Source organism: Shewanella sp. DAU305 (assembly GCF_026802235.1).
In the GTDB taxonomy this organism is placed as follows: domain Bacteria; phylum Pseudomonadota; class Gammaproteobacteria; order Enterobacterales; family Shewanellaceae; genus Shewanella; species Shewanella baltica.
In genome coordinates this window covers 2,236,108-2,258,049 of record NZ_CP113808.1, presented here as the reverse complement: position 1 = coordinate 2,258,049, position 21,942 = coordinate 2,236,108, and the positions used below count along the sequence as shown (strand labels likewise).

The 21,942-nt window shown below is 45.5% G+C and carries 15 protein-coding genes; 11 read left to right on the top strand and 4 right to left on the bottom strand.

Annotated features, from left to right (window positions below; translation table 11 throughout):
* Nucleotides 1–114: 114 nt before the first annotated feature.
* Complete coding sequence (gene sixA / locus OX890_RS09660; protein WP_006082236.1) at nt 115–585, bottom strand: phosphohistidine phosphatase SixA; 471 nt, start codon at nt 583–585, stop codon at nt 115–117.
* A gap of 169 nt (nt 586–754) precedes the next feature.
* On the opposite strand from sixA, the gene OX890_RS09655 reads away from it, so the two are divergent.
* The 3 genes from OX890_RS09655 (at nt 755) to OX890_RS09645 (ending at nt 8,628) form a co-directional block, all read left to right on the top strand.
* A complete protein-coding gene (locus OX890_RS09655; RefSeq protein ID WP_268650516.1) occupies nt 755–3,544 on the top strand; it encodes an insulinase family protein in 2,790 nt (929 codons plus the stop codon).
* 283 nt (nt 3,545–3,827) lie between these two features.
* Nucleotides 3,828–8,087, top strand: a complete 4,260-nt coding sequence (locus tag OX890_RS09650) for an EAL domain-containing protein (protein ID WP_268650515.1) — start codon at nt 3,828–3,830, stop codon at nt 8,085–8,087.
* A gap of 109 nt (nt 8,088–8,196) precedes the next feature.
* Nucleotides 8,197–8,628 carry a hypothetical protein gene (locus tag OX890_RS09645; RefSeq protein WP_006085474.1) on the top strand — a complete coding sequence of 144 codons (432 nt, stop codon included), beginning with the start codon at nt 8,197–8,199 and terminating at the stop codon, nt 8,626–8,628.
* A gap of 281 nt (nt 8,629–8,909) precedes the next feature.
* On the opposite strand, the gene OX890_RS09640 is transcribed toward OX890_RS09645, so the two are convergent.
* The 3 genes from OX890_RS09640 to fadI all read right to left on the bottom strand — a co-directional run bounded on the left by OX890_RS09640 (nt 8,910) and on the right by fadI (nt 12,944).
* Nucleotides 8,910–9,110, bottom strand: coding sequence for a hypothetical protein (locus tag OX890_RS09640; protein ID WP_268650514.1), 201 nt, complete (start codon nt 9,108–9,110; stop codon nt 8,910–8,912).
* Nucleotides 9,111–9,507: 397 nt separating this feature from the next.
* Nucleotides 9,508–11,628: a fatty acid oxidation complex subunit alpha FadJ gene (gene fadJ, locus OX890_RS09635; protein ID WP_268650513.1), complete on the bottom strand. Its 2,121-nt coding sequence runs from the start codon at nt 11,626–11,628 to the stop codon at nt 9,508–9,510.
* A gap of 5 nt (nt 11,629–11,633) precedes the next feature.
* Nucleotides 11,634–12,944 carry an acetyl-CoA C-acyltransferase FadI gene (fadI, locus tag OX890_RS09630; RefSeq protein ID WP_006082247.1) on the bottom strand — a complete coding sequence of 437 codons (1,311 nt, stop codon included), beginning with the start codon at nt 12,942–12,944 and terminating at the stop codon, nt 11,634–11,636.
* Nucleotides 12,945–13,206: 262 nt separating this feature from the next.
* Between fadI and OX890_RS09625 the strand changes: the two genes are divergently transcribed.
* The 8 genes from OX890_RS09625 (at nt 13,207) to OX890_RS09590 (ending at nt 21,942) form a co-directional block, all read left to right on the top strand.
* Nucleotides 13,207–14,163 carry an AAA family ATPase gene (locus OX890_RS09625; protein ID WP_006082248.1) on the top strand — a complete coding sequence of 319 codons (957 nt, stop codon included), beginning with the start codon at nt 13,207–13,209 and terminating at the stop codon, nt 14,161–14,163.
* 24 nt (nt 14,164–14,187) lie between these two features.
* Nucleotides 14,188–15,141: a DUF58 domain-containing protein gene (locus tag OX890_RS09620; RefSeq protein WP_063884751.1), complete on the top strand. Its 954-nt coding sequence runs from the start codon at nt 14,188–14,190 to the stop codon at nt 15,139–15,141.
* 2 nt (nt 15,142–15,143) lie between these two features.
* Nucleotides 15,144–15,800, top strand: a complete 657-nt coding sequence (locus OX890_RS09615) for a DUF4381 domain-containing protein (RefSeq protein WP_268650512.1) — start codon at nt 15,144–15,146, stop codon at nt 15,798–15,800.
* Nucleotides 15,794–16,813 (top strand): vWA domain-containing protein, encoded by a 1,020-nt coding sequence (locus OX890_RS09610; protein WP_126491642.1) that lies wholly within the window; start codon nt 15,794–15,796, stop codon nt 16,811–16,813. The genes OX890_RS09615 and OX890_RS09610 overlap by 7 nt, the downstream gene beginning before the upstream one ends.
* Nucleotides 16,813–18,906, top strand: a complete 2,094-nt coding sequence (locus tag OX890_RS09605; protein WP_268650511.1) for a vWA domain-containing protein — start codon at nt 16,813–16,815, stop codon at nt 18,904–18,906. The genes OX890_RS09610 and OX890_RS09605 overlap by 1 nt, the downstream gene beginning before the upstream one ends.
* The gene (locus OX890_RS09600; RefSeq protein ID WP_268650510.1) at nt 18,900–20,609 is read left to right on the top strand and encodes a BatD family protein; all 1,710 of its coding nucleotides are present in this window, start codon (nt 18,900–18,902) and stop codon (nt 20,607–20,609) included. The genes OX890_RS09605 and OX890_RS09600 overlap by 7 nt, the downstream gene beginning before the upstream one ends.
* Nucleotides 20,610–20,681: 72 nt before the next feature.
* Nucleotides 20,682–21,245 (top strand): sigma-70 family RNA polymerase sigma factor, encoded by a 564-nt coding sequence (locus tag OX890_RS09595; protein WP_006085483.1) that lies wholly within the window; start codon nt 20,682–20,684, stop codon nt 21,243–21,245.
* Nucleotides 21,238–21,942: a DUF3379 domain-containing protein gene (locus OX890_RS09590; RefSeq protein WP_006085484.1), complete on the top strand. Its 705-nt coding sequence runs from the start codon at nt 21,238–21,240 to the stop codon at nt 21,940–21,942. Before OX890_RS09595 ends, OX890_RS09590 begins: the two co-directional genes overlap by 8 nt.

Below are 21,942 nucleotides of genomic sequence, written 5' to 3'. Positions count from 1 at the left end.
CTTTAAACATTAACGTTTCAGATTTAGAGGTTTAGCGAGTTTTCTACGTTTACCGAAAACAAACGGCCCACATTCAGTGGGCCGTTTCGTTTGTAAAAGGGATATAAATCAAGACTAGCTAATGCTGTGGGGTGCGTGCTGCCACACGATTGAGGCTTGCTCGGCATGTTTATCAATGAGTGTAATGCCCGAAGTGGCAAATAACGGCGGCTCAACGCCAGCAACTAACTCACTGACTAAATAGCCCAATAACGGCATGTGAGCAATCACTAGCACTTTATCCGCCTTGTATAACTCAGCGTAGGCTACAACTAACGCGGCTACATTGGCGGGATCGCCAGAAGGAACAAGATCATCAGCGACTAACCACTTACGCGGCTCAGGAAAATGCTGACTCAGCTCCTGCCAAGTTTGCTGTGCACGTAAGTAAGGACTCACCAAAACAAGATCGAAATCAGTCACACTGCGAGCCAACCAGTTGCTCATCAACACAGTATGGTGCCTTCCAACATCGGTCAGTGTTCTGTCTCTATCAGACTGAGCATTAAATCCGGCGTCACCATGTCTCATCAAAAATAGCTGCATACTTCTCTCGCGACTCTAACTTGTTTTTGTTTTATCCCAATTGTAGCCCTAAAATCCATTTCAACAAACCTTGTAAGACTTAATCTTTAGTCGATAAACACAAGAGATATTTGCTAAAAACCATTAAGACTATCAATATATAACAAGCTATCGTTATCGGAGTGTCTCTTTGCAAGCCTCTCAGTCCATTTATAAAAGTCCAAACGATCACCGCCAGTATCGTTATCTTGTGTTAGATAATGCGCTTAGGGTGTTATTGGTTGAAGATCAAGATGCCAGCCAAGCGGCCGCATCTATGGCTGTAGGCGTGGGTCATTTTGATGATCCCGCAGATAGACCCGGCATGGCGCACTTTTTAGAGCATATGCTCTTTCTTGGTACCGAAAAATTTCCCGACTCAGGCGAGTACCATGCCTTTATCAACCAACATGGCGGCAGCAATAATGCTTGGACGGGCACAGAGCACACTAACTTCTTTTTCACCATCAATGAAGAAGTGTTTGCCGACTCCTTAGACAGATTCAGCCAATTTTTTATTGCACCTAAATTTGACTTAGAACTGGTCGACAGAGAGCGCCAAGCCATTGAATCTGAATTTAGTTTAAAACTGAAAGACGATATTCGCCGTACCTATCAAGTGCTCAAAGAGACAGTTAATCCACTGCATCCTTTCTCAAAATTTTCAGTTGGTAACTTAGTCACCTTAGGCGGAGAGCAAGCACAGGTACGTAGCGAATTACTCGATTTCTATCAAAGCCACTACAGCGCCAACTTAATGACCTTGTGCTTAGTCGCGCCGCTTTCCCTCGACGAATTAGAAGATTTAGCCTGCCATTATTTTAGTGGGATCCAAAACTTGAACTTAGTGAAAAACTATCCTCAAGTGCCGCTGTTTTCAGAAAATGAGCTGTTAACCCAAATTGATATCGTGCCGCTTAAGGAGCAAAAACGCTTAAGCATCAGCTTTAATTTCCCTGGCATTGACCACTACTACAAACGTAAGCCTTTGACTTATATCAGCCATATTTTAGGTAATGAGAGCCATGGCAGCCTGTTGTCCTATCTTAAAGAGCAGGGACTGGTGAATAACTTGTCCGCGGGCGGCGGCGTAAATGGTTATAACTTCAAAGATTACTGTATCGGTTTACAGTTAACCGATAAGGGACTGGCGAATCTTGATGAGATTATCAGCTGCTGTTTTGAGTATATTGAGCTCATCAAAACCCAAGGTTTAGATGAATGGCGTTATTTAGAGCGCGCAAACCTGCTCAAAATGGCATTTCGCTACCAAGAGCAAGTTAAATCACTCGATTTGGCCAGCCACCTCAGCATCAATATGCATCATTATGAAGTCGAAGATTTGGTCTTTGGTGACTATCGAATGGATGGGCTGGATATTCCAGAAACCATAGCCCTACTCGAGCTAATGACGCCCCACAATATGCGTCTGCAGCTTATCGCGCAATCGGTTAAAACGGATCGTAAAGCCAACTGGTATCACACACCCTATAAAGTGCGCCCTATTGCACCTCCGTCCCTCGTTCGTTGGCAAGTGAGCAGTATTCGCCCAGAATTACAATTACCTGCTGCAAACCCATTTATCGTCGCTGACTCCATTCCTCGACCAGATAAGAGCGATGTCGAGGTGCCAGTGATCGTTGCAGAATCGACGGGATACCGTATTTGGCACAAGAAAGACGATGAGTTTAATGTGCCCAAAGGCCACATGTATTTGTCGCTGGACTCAGAGCAGGCAAGTAAAACACCAAAACATGCCGCCCTCACCCGCCTGTATGTTGAAATGCTGCTCGATTATCTGACAGAACCAACCTATCAGGCCGAAGTTGCGGGCTTAAGCTACAATATTTATCCGCATCAAGGTGGCATTACCCTGCATTTATCGGGCTTTACCGGTAATCAAGAAACCCTGTTAGCCTTGTTAATCCACAAAGCCAGAGAGCGTAATTTTACTGAAGAACGTTTTGCCCTGATTAAATCTCAACTACTGCGCAGTTGGCAGAATCTAGCGCAGGCTAAACCTATTTCACAATTGTTTACTAGCCTCACTGTCACGCTACAAAAAAGCAGTTATGAGCCTGCCCGCATGGCTCAAATGCTCGAAGACATAAGCCTTGAAGATTTGCATAACCATGTACGCGCCTTTTACGAGAAGATCTATCTTGAAGGATTAGTTTATGGGGATTGGTTAGTCTCTGAAGCGCAAGCTCTCGGTAAACGCTTAGAGCACATTTTATCCTTGGTTTCGACGCCAAGCGCAGAGTCCACCAGAGAATTAGTCAATTTAACGGGTCAAGGCACCTTACTTAGAGAACTTGCAATAGATCATCAAGATAGCGCGATCATTGTGTATTACCAATCCGCAGTAGCAACGCCAGAAAAAATGGCACTGTTTAGCTTACTAAATCACACTATGTCGTCCACCTTCTTCCATGAACTGCGAACTGAAAAACAGTTAGGCTACATGGTTGGCACAGGTTATCTGCCGCTCAATCGCCATCCAGGACTCATTTTTTATATCCAATCACCTACGACTGGACCACTGCATTTATTAGAGGCGATAGATGAGTTTATTGCCGACTTTAATTACGCCGTGATGCAAATCACCAACGAAGAATGGGAAAGCACTAAGGTCGGTCTTATTAGTCAGATCATGGAGCACGATGCGAACCTCAAAACTCGCAGCCAACGATATTGGGTCAGTGTCGGCAACAGAGATTATCAATTTAACCAAAGGGAGCTCGTTGTAGACGAAATCACTAAGCTCACCCGCACTGATTTACTCAAATTCATGATGCGTAAAATGCGCACCAAACACAGTGACCGCTTAGTCTTATTTAGCACGGGTGAACAGCACAGAACCCAAGCGGCGTTGCTGTCAGAAAAGATGATCACAGATCTCAAAACGTTTAAGCAAACGGCAGAGAAGTTTAATTTCTAAACAAAAACACTTTTACACACACATTTGTTCACAAAGTTGGACAAACAAACAAAACCGCTACAAATTGCCCCAACTATAGTTGTATCTATCACGGTTGGGCGTAATACTAATGTAAAACATGGCGAGTCCATGTTCTACCCCTTCTACTGCGGACAATTTTGCTGCATCTACATGCTGTTAAAAGGATTTTTAGCCGCCTCCGCTTTGACAAAGCCCTCACTTTCTGGAAAAGTGATGTAACACAATTGTTTCATGGCATCCTCGGATAATAAGAATAAACACTATGCCTAAAGCACTCTTTAAAATCGTCTTGCTCGCTTTCTTTGGCTTGCATGCATTCGAAGACGTAAACGCATCTCCCTTTTCTGATAAATCTCCAATTATTCTCCAATCACAATCTTTTGGTGTCCCACAAGGACTTTCCCAAAGCACTGTTACGTCTATAGTCCAGGACCATGATGGCTATCTATGGATTGGAACATTTAATGGACTTAATCGATTTGATGGGAAAAACTTTAAGCATTTTTATGCTAATGATGCCAGAACAGGCCTTCCCAGTTCTTTTATCAGAAGTTTACTCATTGATGAACAAGGCGTGTTATATGTTGGAACCGATAGTGGTCTAGTCGTATATGATAAACTGCAAGAATCATTTTCTCATTATGGCCTATCGGTAAATGACTCCCCAGTCTGGAGCCTCAACTCAAGTGATAAGAGTTTAATTGTTGGAACCAACAAAGCAATTATTGATATAAGTAACAAAGAGCAAACTTATGAACTGTCAAAGAAAGGCCTAAGTGAAATTAAAAAAACGATAAAAGTAGGCGACGATTATTATATAAGAGACTATGCAGGTACATTATTTGAACTAAGCGGGAGTGAGTTAAAAGAGATAGCTCGAAAAACAATGGATTTCGAGCAAAAGAATGACACGACAATGCTAATATCATTCAGTGATGGATTATATGAATACGAAGGCAATGAAATAGTAAAAGTCGATAATCGAGCGTTTTCATTACTTACAAAATACAAAAAAAACATATATGGCTTCACAAATGAAAATATTGTTGATATTTCCAACAACACTACTATTGGACTTTTATCTCCAGATAGACCTGACAAAACGTCTTCATTTTTTGCAACCGAAGATATGTTTATATTAGGAAGTATTGATCAAGGCATCACTATTGTTAAAAAAGTAAATAATTTAGTGCAAAAAACCAACTTGACGACAGATAGCACATGGCATCTTACAAAAAATACTAAAGGTTTTCTGGTTTCATCTGACGCTGAAAAAATAAAACTTTTTGATGAAAATCTAAACCTAATAAAAAGTTTCAACACTCATACTCAAGGATACAAATACGCAGTTCTAAGTGACGATGGGCTTTATTTTGGTACTAATACAGGGTTGTTTTTACAGAAAGATGATTCATCCAAGTTGATTAGCAAAAATATAATATCATCACTCTCTATTAATGAAAATAGCTTGACAATTGCTGCTGGCACACCTGACGGTAAAGTTTTAATCATCAAAAATGGTGAAATTACTAACAGCATTGATACAAAAAAGAATGAGCCAATTTTTGACGTAGAGTTAACATCTGACAACCTAATATATATAGCTGGACAAGATGGACTAAAAAAATATGAAAATGGGTTATTAGAAAGCTTAAGCAATGAAATAACTTACAGCATCGAAAAAAGTGATAATGGCATTTACTTTGGAACATCAACATCACTGATGCTTTATAATGATACCAATAAAAAAATTTCGAGAATACTCTCTAACAATAAAGAGATCTACGCCATTGTAGATAATGATGGTTTTATAACAGCCTCATCACTAAGTGAAGTCATTATTTTTGAAAAAAACAGTAAAGTATCTTATATCTTAAAAACATCAAATGGGAGTCAATATGAGTACAACGCTCCCAATGGTATCAATATAAATGGTAACACTCTACTTGCGGGGATTAGTGGGATTAGTCTAGTATCACCTAAAGATGTTGTAAGTTATGTAAAGAAAAGCAAGGTAAATAAAACAGAAATATCAGATTTCTTAGTATTTAATATAGTTCAAAATCAAGAAAGCAACTATCTAGCACAATCAATCGCAGCATCTAATGAAATATCATTGAAATACTCTGACTATCCATTTTCGTTCAACTTTATATCTCCCATGTCAGACGACTCATCAACTAACTACTACTATAGAATGTTCGGTCTTTCTGATATATGGATACCTGCAAATGGAACAAACTCAGCAACATATACAAACCTATCTCCAGGAAATTATACTTTTCAAGTTTATGCTGTTAATTCACTTTCCGGTGAAAAAGCAGCAACAAAAGAGCTTACTGTCATTATAACACCTCCTTGGTGGTCATCATTTCAAGCAAAATCTATTTATGCTGCTATTGTATTATTTATTTCCTACCTTGTGACAAAAGCCATATTACGTCGTAGAGAAACACAAAGACAGATTGTACTCAGTGAAGAACGATTAAAATTATCATTATGGGGAAGTGGTGATGAAATGTGGGACTGGGATATAGAAACTGGCAACATTTTCCGCTCAAATATCTGGGGAGCACTTGAATTTCCCCGTGATGGACACCGTTCTGGTAAATCAGATGAAGAGAGCAATATACATCCAATGGATCAAGAGCGTGTTCGAGAAGCGCTCAATAAGCATTTTTATGGTGAAACAGATCATTTTGAAGCCGCATACCGAGTAAAAGGTAAAGACGACAATTGGGTATGGATCCTAGACCGCGCCAAAATTGTAGAACGTGATGAAAAAGATAATGCCCTGCGAATGACTGGAACGATTAAGAATATTAGTCAATTTAAACAAAAAGAAGAGCAACTAAAACTCTTTGAAAAGGCTATTGAAAATATTTCGGAAGGCATGTTTATCCTCGACAGCGAATACCGTTTTGTCGAAGTTAATGAAGCTTGCTGTAAGATTTCATTACGTAACCGAACTGATTTTATTGGTAACTTACTCACATTTGATTTATATCCTGAAACCTTCTCCACCCAAATCAGGACCATGTTGAAACAACAAGGTCGCTGGGCAAATGAAGTAGAAGCCGCAAGAGGAGATAAAAGTCACTTCCACATGGAGCTCACTATCGATGCTATCTATGATGAGTTAGGCGAATTGTCACACTATGTCGGGGTTTTTTCGGATATTTCGAGACGGAAACAGCAAGAAGAAGAACTTAGAAAACTAACCAATAATGATCTTTTAACCGGACTACCTAATCGCTCCAACTTACAAGTGACCTTAAGTAACTTAGTGAATCGAGAAATAGCTCATGCGCTAATGGTGCTTGACCTTGATAATTTTAAGCGTATTAATGATTCATTAGGTCACCAGATTGGAGATACATTATTAAAGCTCGTTGCTGCCCGCATTAAGTCCTTACTTCCTAAAAATACCAGTATTTACCGTCTAGGCGGAGATGAATTCGCCATTGTATTAGATAAAAACTCAGATATAAGCGCCAGTGCTGCCATCGCTAACCGTATTATCGAAGGGTTAAAACCCGCTTTTGAAGTGAGTAATGAGCAACTAGTCCTAGGATTAAGTATTGGTATAGTGCTATTCCCAGAAGATGAGCAAAGCGAGCAAGCATTACTGAGGAAAGCAGATATTGCCATGTACCATGCTAAGTCAGCGGGAGGTAATTGCTATCAGTTTTATTCAGAGTCATTAAATCAGCATGCGATTAGGCAGTTAGAAATAGAGAATCTTATCCGTGAAGGCTTAAAAGATGATCTATTTGAAGTTTATTATCAGCCTAAGGTTGATCTTAAGCGTGGTAAAATTGCAGGCATGGAGGCTTTGGTCAGATTAAATCATCCAATACATGGTTTGATACCCCCAAATGATTTTATTCCACTTGCTGAGGAAAACGGCTTAATTGTTGAAATTGGTGAAATCGTCTTACGCAAAGCCTGTTTCGCAGCACAGAAATGGCGTGAACAAGGAATATTCAGCGGCAGAGTCGCCGTCAATTTATCGTCACGTCAATTTGCTCTCCCCGATATCCAGCAACGAATAGAGTCAATTTTAAGACTCACCAAACTCCCCGCTTGTCACCTTGAATTAGAAATAACAGAAGGTACTGTCATTAAGCAGCCGGAAACGGCGATTATTGTCATGCAGCAACTGGCTAAAATGGGCGTTAGTTTGGCACTCGATGATTTCGGCACTGGGTACTCGTCCCTTTCATACTTAAAACGTTTCCCGATTCATACTTTAAAAATTGATAAAGCTTTTGTTGACGATATTGATAAGTCTGATCGCGATCTCAAAATGGTCGATTCTATTATCACTATCGCCCATAACATGGGGCTTTCTGTTGTGGGTGAAGGAGTAGAACAGACTGCGCAATTAAACATTTTACGAGCACTTAACTGTGAAGAGATCCAAGGCTATATCTTTAGTAAGGCTATAAAAGAGACCGAGTTTACCCTGCTACTCCAAGAAGACATGATAAAGCCAAACACCCAAAGTAACATTAATTAATCATTTAAATCTCAATTTGATTGCGGTTTACAACATTGGCACAACAAGTGCAGTAGCACTATCAGTGTCAATAATAAATCAATATCAACTACCCTGAGAGAGAATTAGAATGATGAAAGGAATCCTTGCCGCCGTTACTTTATTATCTTCAATTGGTTTTGCAGTAAATACTTATGCACTTGAAGATAACACAAAATTAGAACCAGCAGCTAAGTCAATTACTTCAGAAGAACCTGCAGTTAAACTTGCTCCAGTAGAAGTAGCTGGGCATCCATATGTGAAGTTTAAGCCTTTCGAAATTGCTGGACATCCTTACGTGAAGTTCAAACCTTTCGAAATCGCTGGACATCCTTACGTGAAGTTCAAACCTTTCGAAATCGCTGGACATCCTTACGTGAAGTTCAAACCTTTCGAAATCGCTGGACATCCTTATGTGAAGTTCAAGCCTTTTGAAATCGCAGGGCATCCTTACGTGAAGTTCAAACCTCTCGAAGTCGCAGGACATCCTTACGTTAAATTTATTAACTCTGAAGTTGCATAAAATTAATCAGGTTAGGGAGAGTGACTATGCTAAATTCAATCAAAAAAGCACTCGGTTTATCCAAGCCAGCGCGTAAAAAAGTTAAGTTGCCAGAAGGCATAAACCACCTTGAAGTGATTTCTGCGAAAGGTTGGTGGAATTAATTTAAGTCCTGTAGCCATGAGTCTAACTCGTGCACTGTGATGGAAAATTAGGCTAGAAACAATAAAGGGAGCATTAGCTCCCTTTAGTTTTACATAAGTAAAAAAGTATGAAAATACATAGCATTACATATTGATAGATTAGCTATTTAATATCCCTTCCTCACTACAACGGATTTTCCTCAAGGCTAAATGACTGTGTGTCGTAAAAAGTGGGTAAGCCAGTGGCCCGAGCACAAAACCCAGTAATGCCCAATACGTAACAGAAAGGCCTACGGTAAATGCAGCTAAACCGAAGTACCAAGCCGAGATTAATGCGATACAGATAACTAGCAAGAGCACAAACCACCTCTTTAAAAACAACAAAATCATAAATGTAGAGAAATGAATCCCCATCAAAATGCGGATACTGCTCGCATAGTCTTGCAGATTGGTGCACACGTTAAATACGCCATTTTAACGGCTGGATGAAATGACCACCGCAGACTGCTGAAACGAGCAACACTTATTCATCGCTATGCTCTCAGTACAGGACACCTAGCACTGAGCACTGCTTTCTTCATCAAGGGCTTGGATAATACAAGATCTACAGCTAAATTGTGAACATTTTTTAGGCAAAAACATGCCTTGTGGCAATAAAAAAAGCGGCAATGATCTGCCGCTTTTTTATTCAACCTTAGTTAACTAACACCGAGATTAACTAAGACCTAGATTAACTATGACTTAGATTCACTGAAACTTAGAAAAAGTGCGCGTTTTCTTGAGCCATGGTTTTTAAGCGCTCACAAGGTTCGAATCTGTTACCTAATTGGCTTTGATAACCTTCAAGAATTCGCACTAAGTTCGCAGCACCCAAAGTGTCAATATAGTGGAATGGACCACCGAGGAATGGCGGGAAGCCAATACCGAAAATGGCGCCAATATCACCATCTCTTGGCGATGCGATAATACCGTCTTCTAAACAACGCACCGCTTCGTTGAGCATTTGTACGACACAACGCTCGGCAACCGCTTTTGCGTCTTTATTGGTGCCAGGCTTAATACCTAACACGCCATAAACACTCTCATCGACAGCTTTAGCTTTCTTACTCGATGCGCCGTATTGATAGAAACCTTTACCATTTTTACGGCCTTTACGATCGTCACCCAAAAGCTTGTCAAAAGCCGCTGGCGCTTTAAAACGTTCACCCAATTCTTTTTCGAGGATTGGTGAAATCTTAGCGCCCACGTCGATACCCACTTCGTCGAGTAAAGTAATGGGGCCCACAGGGAAACCAAACTTCACTAAGGCTTTATCCAGATGTTCAACACTTTGGCCTTCAAGTAATAATTGCGCGGCCTCGTTCATGTAGAGCGCAAGAATACGGTTCACGTAGAAACCCGCGCCGTCTTGTACCACTATCGGTGTTTTACCTTGCTTACGGGCAAATGCGACCGTGGTCGCAATGGTTTCTGGCGACGTTTTGGCATGGGCAATCACTTCCACCAGCGGCATTTTTTCTACTGGCGAGAAATAGTGCAGACCAATCACGTTCTCAGGACGTGTCGCCGCCTCGGCGATTTGGCTAATAGGCAAAGATGAGGTGTTTGACGCAAAAATAGTGTGCTCACCACACTCACGCTCAATGTCTTTCACCATTTGATGCTTAAGCGCTAAATCTTCAAATACCGCCTCCACAACGATGTCGGCATCTTTAACGCCTTTATATTCAGTCGTTGTGGTCATCAGTGCCATTAAGTTGTCACGGGCAGCAGGCGTCATATGACGGCGCTTAACCCCTTTATCCAACAGCTTGTAGGCGTAAGCTAATGCATTGCTTAAACCTTTTTCGCTGATGTCTTTGACACGAACGGGGATTTTGGCCTTTGTCGTCGTCACAGATGCGATACCACCGCCCATTAAACCGCCACCTAAGATCACCGCTTTTTTCACTTTACGCGGGCTCGCACCTTCAGCGCCGGTTTCTTTCTTCATTTCTGTGGTCGCGAAAAAAATACTGCGCAGCGCTTCAGATTCTTTCGATACCACTAATTCGGCAAAATGACTGGCTTCGACTTCTAGCCCTTTTTGCATACCCTTAGCAATTCCTTGGCGCACGCAATCAATGATCTTGGCAGGCGCAGGATAATTACCTTGGGTTTTCTTTTCGACTTGTTTAGTCGCTTGATCGAAAATAATGTTACGGCCGAAACTCGTGCCTTCAAGCACTTGATTAACGAGTGACTTTTTAACAGGTTTCGGTGCACGTTTACCCGCAAGCGCCATCTCAACGGCGGTTTGTAACAGAATCGTCTGCGGCACAACATCATTCACTAAGCCCATTTTCAAGGCTTGTTTAGGGCGGATTTGTTTACCGGTCAACATCATATCTAAGGCTGTCGTAATGCCGACTAAACGTGGCAAACGTTGAGTCCCGCCGCCGCCTGGCAATAAGCCAAGTTGGACTTCCGGAACGCCGAGCATAGTCTTGCCATCATCGCTACATACCCTTTGATTACAGGCTAAGGCTAACTCTAAACCACCGCCTAAACAGGCACCGTGGATTGCCGCAACCACAGGAATTTTTAAGGCTTCTAATTCATTAAAAACCACATGCCCTTGCTGGGATAAGGCTTTGGCATCGCCCGCCGTTTTACAGGCATCGAGCATAGAAATATCCGCGCCCGCGACGAAAGAATCTTTTTTGCCTGAGATCAGCACTAAACCGCGAATGCTCGAATCACTCTTGATTTCGGCTAAAATCTCACTTATTTCAGGACCAAACTGCGCTTTTAGGGTGTTCATGCTTTCGCCAGGAACATCCATAGTCAAGATGGCAATGCCGTCGTCGCGGCGGGTTAAATTAAATGTCTTTTCCATGCCGATTACTCCACTTCCACTATCATTGCCACACCCAAACCACCAGCCGCACAGGCTGTTGTTAGGCCAGTTCCACCACCACGGCGCTTAAGCTCACGACACACTTGTGTGATCAAACGGGTTCCCGTTGCAGCAAAAGGATGACCGTAGGCAAGCGAGCCGCCGAGCACGTTAAACTTGCTCATGTCGATTTCACCAATTGCACGGTTACGGCCGAGTTTTTCTTCGGCAAATTTTTTCGAAGCAAACATCTGCATGTTCGCTAATGTCTGCGCCGCAAAAGCTTCGTGCATTTCAATCAGGGTAAGATCTTCTAGCTCCATTCCAGCACGTTTCAGCGCCAGTGGCGTCGCGTAAGAGGGCCCCATCAGCATGTCTTGCCACACATCAATGGCGCTAAAAGCATAGCTCTTAATGTAACCAATTGGTTGATAACCTAAGGCTTTCGCTCGACCTTCGCTCATCAGGATAATCGCTGAGGCACCGTCAGTAAGCGGCGTGCTGTTGGCCGCCGTCACAGTACCATGCTGTTTGTCGAATGCAGGGCGCAACTTAGCGTATGACTCCAGTACCGAGTTTTCGCGGATATTGTTATCGCGATCGATAAACTGTTTATACGGCGGCACATGGGCAACCATCACTTCGTCACGAAGATGGCCCGAAGCCCAAGTTTCACTCGCTAAGGTGTGTGAGCGGTGCGCTAAAGCATCTTGATCGGCGCGGCTAATATTGTAGGTTTTTGCCATTTGCTCAGCGGTTTGTCCCATAGACAAGCCCGTTGAGTACTCGGCTACCGCAGGCGGCACAGGTAATAAATCTTTAATGCCTAAACGACGGAAAATTTGTAGTTTTTGCCCAAAGCTACGGGCTTTATTCAGATCGACTAACGCATGGGCTAATTTTTTCGACACACCGATAGGCAAGACAGAAGAAGAGTCGGCGCCGCCCGCAATACCGATTTCGATATTGCCTGTCATGATAGATTCGGCCACGTTTACGGCAGATTGGAAGCTAGTCGCACAGGCGCGAGTGACACTATAGGCATCGGTCGACACATTCATGCCAGTACCGAGTACGATTTCACGGGCGATGTTAGGTGCAGCGGGCATTTGCACCACTTGTCCATAGACCAGCTGCTCAATCAGCTTAGGGTCAAGTTCAGAACGCGCCAATAACTCATTGACCACCATTTTGCCCATATCGAGCGCCGATACACCGTGGAATGCCGTGGCTTGCTTTGCAAATGGCGTTCTTAAACCCGCTACAATTGCGATACGCTCGCCCTTGGCGTTCGTAACCTGTTGTCTATCACTCATTTGTCACCCTCTTTATGTGCGCAATCGCTGAGAGATTTCAGGCGGCGCTAGCTATTTCCGTGTTTGACCCATTGTTTTACGGCGAAAAACGCCCAATAACAGGTCTGACCATTAAAGTGTGATCTGATTCTAACTTCTTGTCAGCAAGTTTTAAACACCTGTTTGTTTTTTTAACACTAGCCAAACCCTAAGGGAATTCTTTACCATATCCGTTGTCTATAGCCCACACACGCATTTTCAACATAATAAAACGAGTAGCATCATGCCTTTGAGTCGCTTCCATGCATTACGCACTTACCTAAATAAGGTTGTTTTAGGGCAGCCAGTATTGACCGAAAATCTGCTCATTGCCTTAATTGCCAATGGCCACTTATTAGTTGAAGGTCCACCGGGACTGGCTAAGACACGTGCGGTGAAAGCCTTATGTGACGGGGTTGAGGGCGATTTCCACCGCATTCAATTTACCCCAGATCTGCTGCCTGCCGATTTAACCGGCACAGATATTTATCGCTCGCAAACTGGCACCTTCGAGTTTGAAGCCGGACCGATTTTCCACAATTTGATCTTGGCAGACGAAATTAACCGCGCCCCCGCCAAAGTACAATCGGCCTTATTAGAAGCTATGGCCGAAGGTCAAGTCACCGTCGGTAAGCACAGTTATAAGCTGCCACCGCTGTTTTTAGTGATGGCAACCCAAAATCCATTAGAAAACGAAGGCACTTATCCCCTGCCCGAAGCACAGCTTGACCGTTTTTTAATGCACTTGAATCTTGATTACCCGAGCGGCGAGACTGAAATCGAAATTCTGCGCCAATCCCGTAAAGAAGCACTCACCCACGAATTGCCGACCACTGAGCCGATTGCACAAGCCGATGTGTTTGCCGCCCGTGACGAAGCCATGGAAATCTATCTCGCCGAGCCACTCGAAAAATACATAGTCGAAATCGTTATGGCGACCCGCGAGCCTTTGCGTTACAGCGAAGACTTAGCGAAATGGCTTGAGTACGGTGTCAGCCCACGCGCCACTATTTCGTTAGAACGCTGCGCCCGCGCCCGCGCTTGGCTGCACGAGCGAGACTTTGTTTCACCGGAAGACATTCAAGCCGTTGCACCGAATGTGTTAAGACACAGATTATTACTCAGCTATCAGGCACAAGCCGAAGGCGTCAGCCGCGATCAGGTGATCAATCACATCTTGAGTCAAGTAGCAGTACCTTAACGGTGAAGATAAAGGTGAAATAAGATGAGTGACACTGCGCGACTCTCAGCCTCGGCCGATGGCTTGCCGCTGTTTGCCGATGGCTTGCATTTAACCGAGCAAGAGCTGCTGGCGTGCCAAAATATCGCCCGTGCTATGCCCGAGCGTTACAGCCGTGCCCGCGCTAATTTAGCGGGCCATCGCAGCAGCTTAATCAAAGGCCGCGGGATGGAGTTTGCCGAAGTGCGCCACTATCAACAGGGCGACGATGTGCGCACCATTGATTGGCGCGTGACCGCTCGCACGGGCAAAACCCACACTAAGTTATTTGTCGAAGAACGTGAGCGCCCTATTCTGTTGTTAATCGACTTAAGCCAAAGTCTCTATTTTGGCTCAAGTTTATTACTGCAATCGGTGCAAGCAGGGCACCTTGCGACCACCTTAGGTTGGAATGCGATTAATCATGGCGATAGACTCGGCGCCTTGATCGCGTGCGAGTCTGAGCATCTAGAGCTCAAACCCCGCAGCCGTCGTCAGGGCATATTGCAATTGATCTCAGGCCTGCGCCGTGTGCATGAGAATCAACTCAATCATGTTGGCAGTGACCAGCGCGATCCTGATCATATTCTGCGCGCTTGTCAGCGATTACAACGCATCGCCAAACCCGGCTCCTTAGTTTGGATAGTGACAGATGGCAGCCATTTTAGCCCCCAATGTATCGCGCCTCTCACTGAGCTTAAGCGTCATTGCGATGTGGGCGCCTATCTTATTACCGATCCCCTGCGCCAAGGGACACTGCCGTTACCGCACAACTTTAGTTTGCCAGTACGGGATGGGGAGGAGGACTTAGTGCTCACCCGCCACAGTTATCAGGCTTGGCTTGATATACAGCTGCGTCAGCAAAGGGACTTTATCGCCATGATGCAGCAACTGCGCGTGCGCACCCAGCTCATCGATGCGGGTGCTCCCCTAGCCCATCAATTGGAATTATTGCGTTAACTATGGATCCAGCAACAGTGAATTCAGAAATAGTGACACCAGTTATAGCAAATCCACAGGCTGCAGTCCCTATGGCTACAGCGCCAAACCCAGCGCTGGCGGATCTGCAGGATATCATTCATCCCGATCCAATCGGCGCTTGGCCTTGGGCAATCGGTTATTGGTTGGTCCTCGCGCTAGTGATTGCTCTCATCACACTCTTAGTTATCTGGCTAAGAAAACGCGCCCGAGACTTCGCGCCGAAAAAAGCCGCGAAACAGTTGCTTAGTCAGCTTGATAGACAAGCGCCGTCCTATGTCTCTGACGTCAATAGCCTATTAAAGCGTACCGCCATGAGTTATCTCAGCAGAGATGCAATAGCCTCCTTTGATGGTGAAGCTTGGGCGACGTGGCTAGACAGCTATTTACCCGCGCCTAAACGCCAACGTATCGGCCACTTGTTGGCCAAACGTCACCAGCAAACGCCGTTGACCTTAGCTGAAGCCAATGAGTTACATGAACTCGCAAAAGCTTGGTTGGCATCGAAAGCAACACTGAGTGCGCCTGAGCAGAATCTTGTTCAAGCTAAGGGCTACGTTCAAGCGAGTGGCGACGCTCAAGCTAAAAGCCAAGCGCCAATCCAGCCAGCTGACACCAAACAACCGGAGGCACAATGTTAACCATTGCATGGCCTTGGCTATTGATATTACTGCCTTTACCTTTGATTTTTTGGCGCCAACAAACCGTACAAGTGGATGGTGGCCGGCTACAACTCCCCGGAATAAGCCAAACAGGCAAACAAAGCTTAGCGGCCAACACGCGCCAGAGTCGCAAACGCTACTGGCTGATGTGGTGCCTATTAGTGCTCGCTATTGCTCGTCCTCAATGGCTTGGCGAACCGATCGAACTGCCGAGCCAAGGCCGCGATCTGATGATGGCGGTGGATTTATCCGGCAGCATGCAGATTGAAGACATGGTGGTAAATGGTAAAACCGTTGACCGTTTCACTTTAATTCAGCACGTCGTCAGTGACTTTATCGAGCGCCGCAAAGGCGACCGTATCGGTTTAATTCTCTTTGCCGATCACGCCTATTTGCAGGCGCCGCTCACCCAAGACAGACGTTCAGTGGCGCAATTTTTAAAAGAAGCACAAATCGGCTTAGTCGGTAAACAAACCGCCATAGGTGAAGCCATAGGGCTGGCGGTAAAACGTTTCGATAAAATGGACGAGAGTAACAGAGTGTTGATTTTATTGACCGACGGCTCTAACAACGCGGGCAATATTGAGCCGGAGCAAGCGGCGCAAATTGCCGCTAATCGTAAAGTCACTATTTATACTGTCGGTGTCGGTGCCGATGTGATGGAGCGCCGCACACTCTTTGGCCGCGAGCGGGTTAATCCCTCGATGGATCTGGATGAGAACCAACTTAAGCATATCGCCGAAGTCACCCACGGTCGTTATTTCCGCGCCCGCAACAGCCAAGAGCTCGACCAGATTTACCAAGAAATCGATAAACTCGAACCTGTGAGTCGCGATCAATTAAGCTATCGTCCGCAGGCAGATTTGTTCTATTGGCCACTGGCACTGGCGTTACTGACGAGCCTGTGGATTGCCTTAGGTCAATTACCATTCTTTGCAGCGCGCCGCGTTAAACCCTCTGTCGCAACCACTTCACAGGGGAACATTAAATAATGAGCCTACATTTTATTCGCCCAGAATGGCTACTCGCCCTAGTGCCACTGGCTTTAGTGTTGTTGAGTTTATGGCGACAACGCGAGAGCCACAGCGCGTGGAATCGTTATATTGCGCCGCACTTAGCCAAAATATTGGTCACCCAAGGCAGCAAGAAATCCCGCCGTCCGTTGCATTTATTAGCTTTCACTTGGCTGATGGCGACTTTTGCGCTCGCCGGACCTGCCGTGAATAAACAATCCTTACCTGTGTTTGCCGCCGAGCAAGGCCGCGTATTGGTGATGGACATGTCTGTGTCTATGTTCGCTACCGATCTGGCGCCGAACCGTTTAACCCAAGCTAAATTTAGGGCTACGGATCTGCTGCGTAATCTTAAAGAAGGTGAAACAGGTTTAGTCGCCTTTGCCGGCGATGCCTTTACTATCAGCCCGTTAACGCGCGATACCGGCACGCTACTCAATTTATTGCCGACCTTAAGCCCTGAAATCATGCCCGTTCGTGGCTCAAACTTAGCGGCAGGTTTAACCCAAGCTAAAACGCTACTGGCTCAGGGTGGGCATATTCGCGGTGATATTATCGTGATGACAGATGGCATAACTGCTGCCCAATTTGATGACGCTAACTCGGCATTAAGTGGCACGCAATATCGTCTTGCGGTCGTCGCTTTTGGGACCAGCCAAGGCGCGCCAATTCGTCTACCCGATGGACAATTGCAGCGCGACAGCAGCAACGAAGTCGTTGTGGCCAGCACTGACTTTGGCCTGCTGCAAAAACTGGCAGCGGATAATAAAGGCGTGTTAATCCAAAATCGCACCGACGGCAATGATCTGGCCCAATTACAACATTGGTTAAGTGATACGGGCGATGCCAAAGCCACAGATCTTGACGGTGAAACCTGGCAGGATCTTGGACCTTATCTCGCCCTGCTATTACTGCTTCCCGCCCTTTTCAGCTTTAGGCAAGGAATCGTGGCAAGCGTTGGATTTGCCACTCTCATTGGCGGCTTACTGTTCGCGGCCGCGCCTCAGCCTGCCCATGCCAGTGTGTGGGACAATGTGTGGAAAACGCCAGATCAGCAAGCGATGCAGGCCTATCAATCCCAAGATTATGCCAACGCCGCTAAGCAGTTTGAGTCACCCCAATGGCGTGGCAGCGCCCAATATAAGGCCGGTGATTATGAGCAAGCGCTGAAAACCTTCGAGCAAGATAGCTCAGCCCAAGGCCTCTACAATCAAGGCAATGCGCTAATGCAACTCGGTAAACCCGATAAGGCAAAGGAGCGCTATCAAGCTGCACTTGAAAAACAAGCCGATTTTCCTGCGGCAAAGGCCAACCTTGAACTGGCTGAAAAGCAATTGAAAGAGCAGCAAAAGCAGCAAGGTAAAAACGATCAACAGGATAAGAACCAAGATCAACAAGGCGATCAGCAGTCCGGTGATTCCAATTCAGGTGACCAACAATCTGGCGACCAACAATCCGGTAATCAGCAGTCGCAGGATAAACAACAATCTGACCAAGATAGCGCTCAGAAAGATAAGCAAGATCAAGCGGGGCAAGAGCCTCAAGAGCAACAGGACAATGCCAATCCTGAGCAAAGCTCTGAGCAGCAAAAAGCGGATGAGCAACAGTCTGAGCAAGATAAGCAAAATGGCAATGCTCAGGACAAGCAGGATGAAGCTCAGCAAGATCCCGCGAAAGATAAAGCGCAACAGGATCAACAAGCCAAGCAGCAAAATGCCGAGCAGGATGCAAAGGACAATTCACCTGTAGACAATTCACCAGCAGATAATGAGGCGAAGATGCAGGCGCAGGCTAACGCCGATGCCGAGGAGCAAAAATCCGCTGAACAAGCAAAGCAAAGCGTTGGCGCCAAAGAAGCTCCAGAGCAAAATGCGCAAGATAAACAAGAGGCTGCTATGAGTGATTCTGTCGAAGCGCCGCCCACCAATAGCGAACCGCTTCCCGCAGAAATGCAGCGAGCACTGAGGGGAGTGAGTGAAGACCCTCAAGTGTTACTTCGCAACAAAATGCAGTTGGAATATCAGAAACGCCGTCAAAATGGCCAAATATCAAAGGATAACGAACAGTGGTGATCAGACAATTTTTTATCCTGCTACTCCTTGCCATCGGAGTGGCTCATCCCGCCTTTGCACTCAGCAAAATTGAGGCATCGGTCGATCGCAATCCTGTGATGGAGGGCGAATACTTTGTGCTCAATATCAGCGTCGATGATGAAATCGATACCGGTAAGCTAGATACGTCCGCCCTGCTGAAAGACTTTATTGTTGGCCGTACCAGCGTGAGTCGCAGCACACAGATCATGAACTTCGATGCGGTCAAAGAGACTCGCTGGCAAGTGTTGCTCGCGCCAAAACAAAAAGGCCAGTTAACCATTCCAGCCTTTACTATTGATGGCATCAGCTCGGCGCCGATCCCACTCAAAGTGGTCGAAACGGGTAGCCAGCCCGCACAGATGAATAACCTATTTATCGATGCCAAAGTGTCAACTGACGAGGCCTATGTCGGGCAGCTCATTACCTACAAGGTCAAACTCTATCTAGCGGTAGAATTACAAAGGGGCGTATTGAGCGCACCAGTAATCGAAGGCGCGCAGATCAAACAAATCGGCGAAGATAAGGATGGCTCTGAGATAGTCGATGGCCGCCGTTACCGCGTGATTGAACGCACCTATGGCATCATTCCGGACTTACCCGGCCAAGTGAACATCAAAGGCGCAACCTTTGCGGGCGATGTGCTAGTTGAATCCCAACGCCGCGGCGGCATGTTTGGCTTTAATGAAAGCCGCCCAATGCAAGCAGGCGCGCCCTCACTCACAGTGCAAGTGAATCCTGCACCGACAAGTTTCCAAGGCCAATGGCTGGTTGCCGATTTAGTGGTGTTAAAAGAGAACTTCCCTGAGGATATTAAAGAATTTACCGTCGGTAGCCCTATTACTCGCACTATGACTTTATTGGCTTCTAATGCCGATGAAAATAGCCTGCCAGATATAGTGCAAACCCTTCCTAATGAACTGAAGTCATACCCTGAGAAACCTCAGCGGCAAACCTTTGTGCGCGATGCACAAATTGTCTCCCAGTACAGTATTACGTCGGCAATCGTTCCCAGCAAAGCGGGAACATTTACCCTGCCCGAAGTCAAAGTGCCTTGGTGGAATCCGCACCTTAAACGGCAAGAAACCGCGACGCTACCCGCACGCACAATAGTGGTAACAGGCGGTGCCGTCACAGATGCGCCCGCCCAAGCCTCTTGGCAAGCAAATTCAGCGGCCGACAACAATGGCTCCTGGATGATTAAGGTGTTTGCTGCGCTATGGCTGATCACTCTCGTCGCTTGGATCATCACTTTAATCGCTTGGCGCCGCGCCTTAAAAAACCAATCGGCCGCCCCGACTGCCCTTAACGCTTCAATGAGTTCAGCACAATCAGTAAATGTTGCGGGCTTACAGGGATTGGAGCAAGCCTGCGCCAGTGGCGATGTGAGCCGCATTATGTTGCAGTTACAGCGCTACTTCAGCGAGTTACAGCAAGTGCCTATGACACTCGATAAGATTGCAGAGCAGTCACCGCAACTTGCACAGGCGATACAGCAACTGCAAATTGCCGCCTATAGTGCGAAAGCCAATGCCAACAGCCATACTGACAGTGCGAATACTAACAGTGCGGATACTAACAAGCTGACCGTAGAGTGCGCCGCGTTGCTTAACGCGGTTAAGGCCTGTGAGCATAAACATTCAAACCCAAAATCGGCGCCATTAAGCCCACTGAATCCTAAGTAAATTATGGGTTTAATGACAGAGAAGCGAGCTCAACTATGCTAAACATTCAGCCAACAAGCCGAAAAAATAAAAATGTTTGCTAACTGGCGTAAGAAATCCGTCGAGCCCGCGGTCTCTTCTGACATGCTAAGTAAACAACGACGATACAACAGCCTAGTCAAGGCGCTACATGCAGACATCTTCCGTTACGCCTACTGGTTATGCGGCGATAAACACGTGGCTGAAGACATTACCCAAGAAACCTTCTTGCGGGCGTGGCGCTCTTTGGATTCCCTCAAGGATGATAAAGCGGCGAAGGCATGGCTGATCACGATTCTTAGGCGTGAGAATGCACGGCGTTTCGAGCGTAAACAGTTCGATTATTCCGACGTTGAGCAAGATACCTTAGAGGACAATATCTCCAATAGCAGTGAAGAGCAGACCGAGCAATACCTGATCCGTCGGCAAATTGGCAAGCTGGATATCGAATACCGCGAGCCACTCTTACTGCAACTGATTGGTGGCTTTAGTGGCGATGAAATTGCCGAGCTGATGGAGCTCAATCGCAACACCGTAATGACGCGTTTATTTCGGGCGAGGAGCCAATTGAAAGAATTACTTGAGAAGAATGATGTGAGAGGTCAATCCAATGGATGAGCTTAAATTTAGACGTCAAGCTTATGAAGATCCTCATAATCAAGATGCTGATTTTCTGGCGCAAATTAATGCTAAGCCAGAAAACCAAGCCTTAATCAATGAGCTCAAAAACCTTGATGCCAAACTGACAAATGCATTGAAAGTAGAGGTGGCGGACGATCTCGCCGATAAACTTATTTTGCGTCAGCAGTTGCAACAACACCATAAACACCGCCGTCAAACGGGCTTTTTAGTGGCCATGGCGGCCTCGGTGGCATTTGTGGTGGGGATCAGTTTTAGTCTATTGCGTTTAGGGCCAATCGATTTAGCCGAACATGCACTGGCCCATGTCTACCATGAAGGTGTTGCCTTACAGGTGGATCAAAACGTCAACTTTAATCAGGTCAATGCGCAGCTCGCGTCGATGAAAGACTTTGGCAATGCCAAGTTCACCCAACAACCGGGCAAAGTGTATTACACCTCCTATTGCGATTTTCAAGGGGTGAAAAGCCTGCACTTAGTGCTACAGGGTGAGCAAAGCAAGGTCACACTCTTTATCGTGCCACTCGAAAAACGTATGGTGTTAGACAAAACCTTCGCCGATGGCAAATACCAAGGAATGGGCTTTGAAACACCCGATGCGTTTATTTTGCTTATAGGTGAAGATAAAGCAGACCTTAGCTATGTAAAAGACGAAATCAAGAACACCTTTATCTAA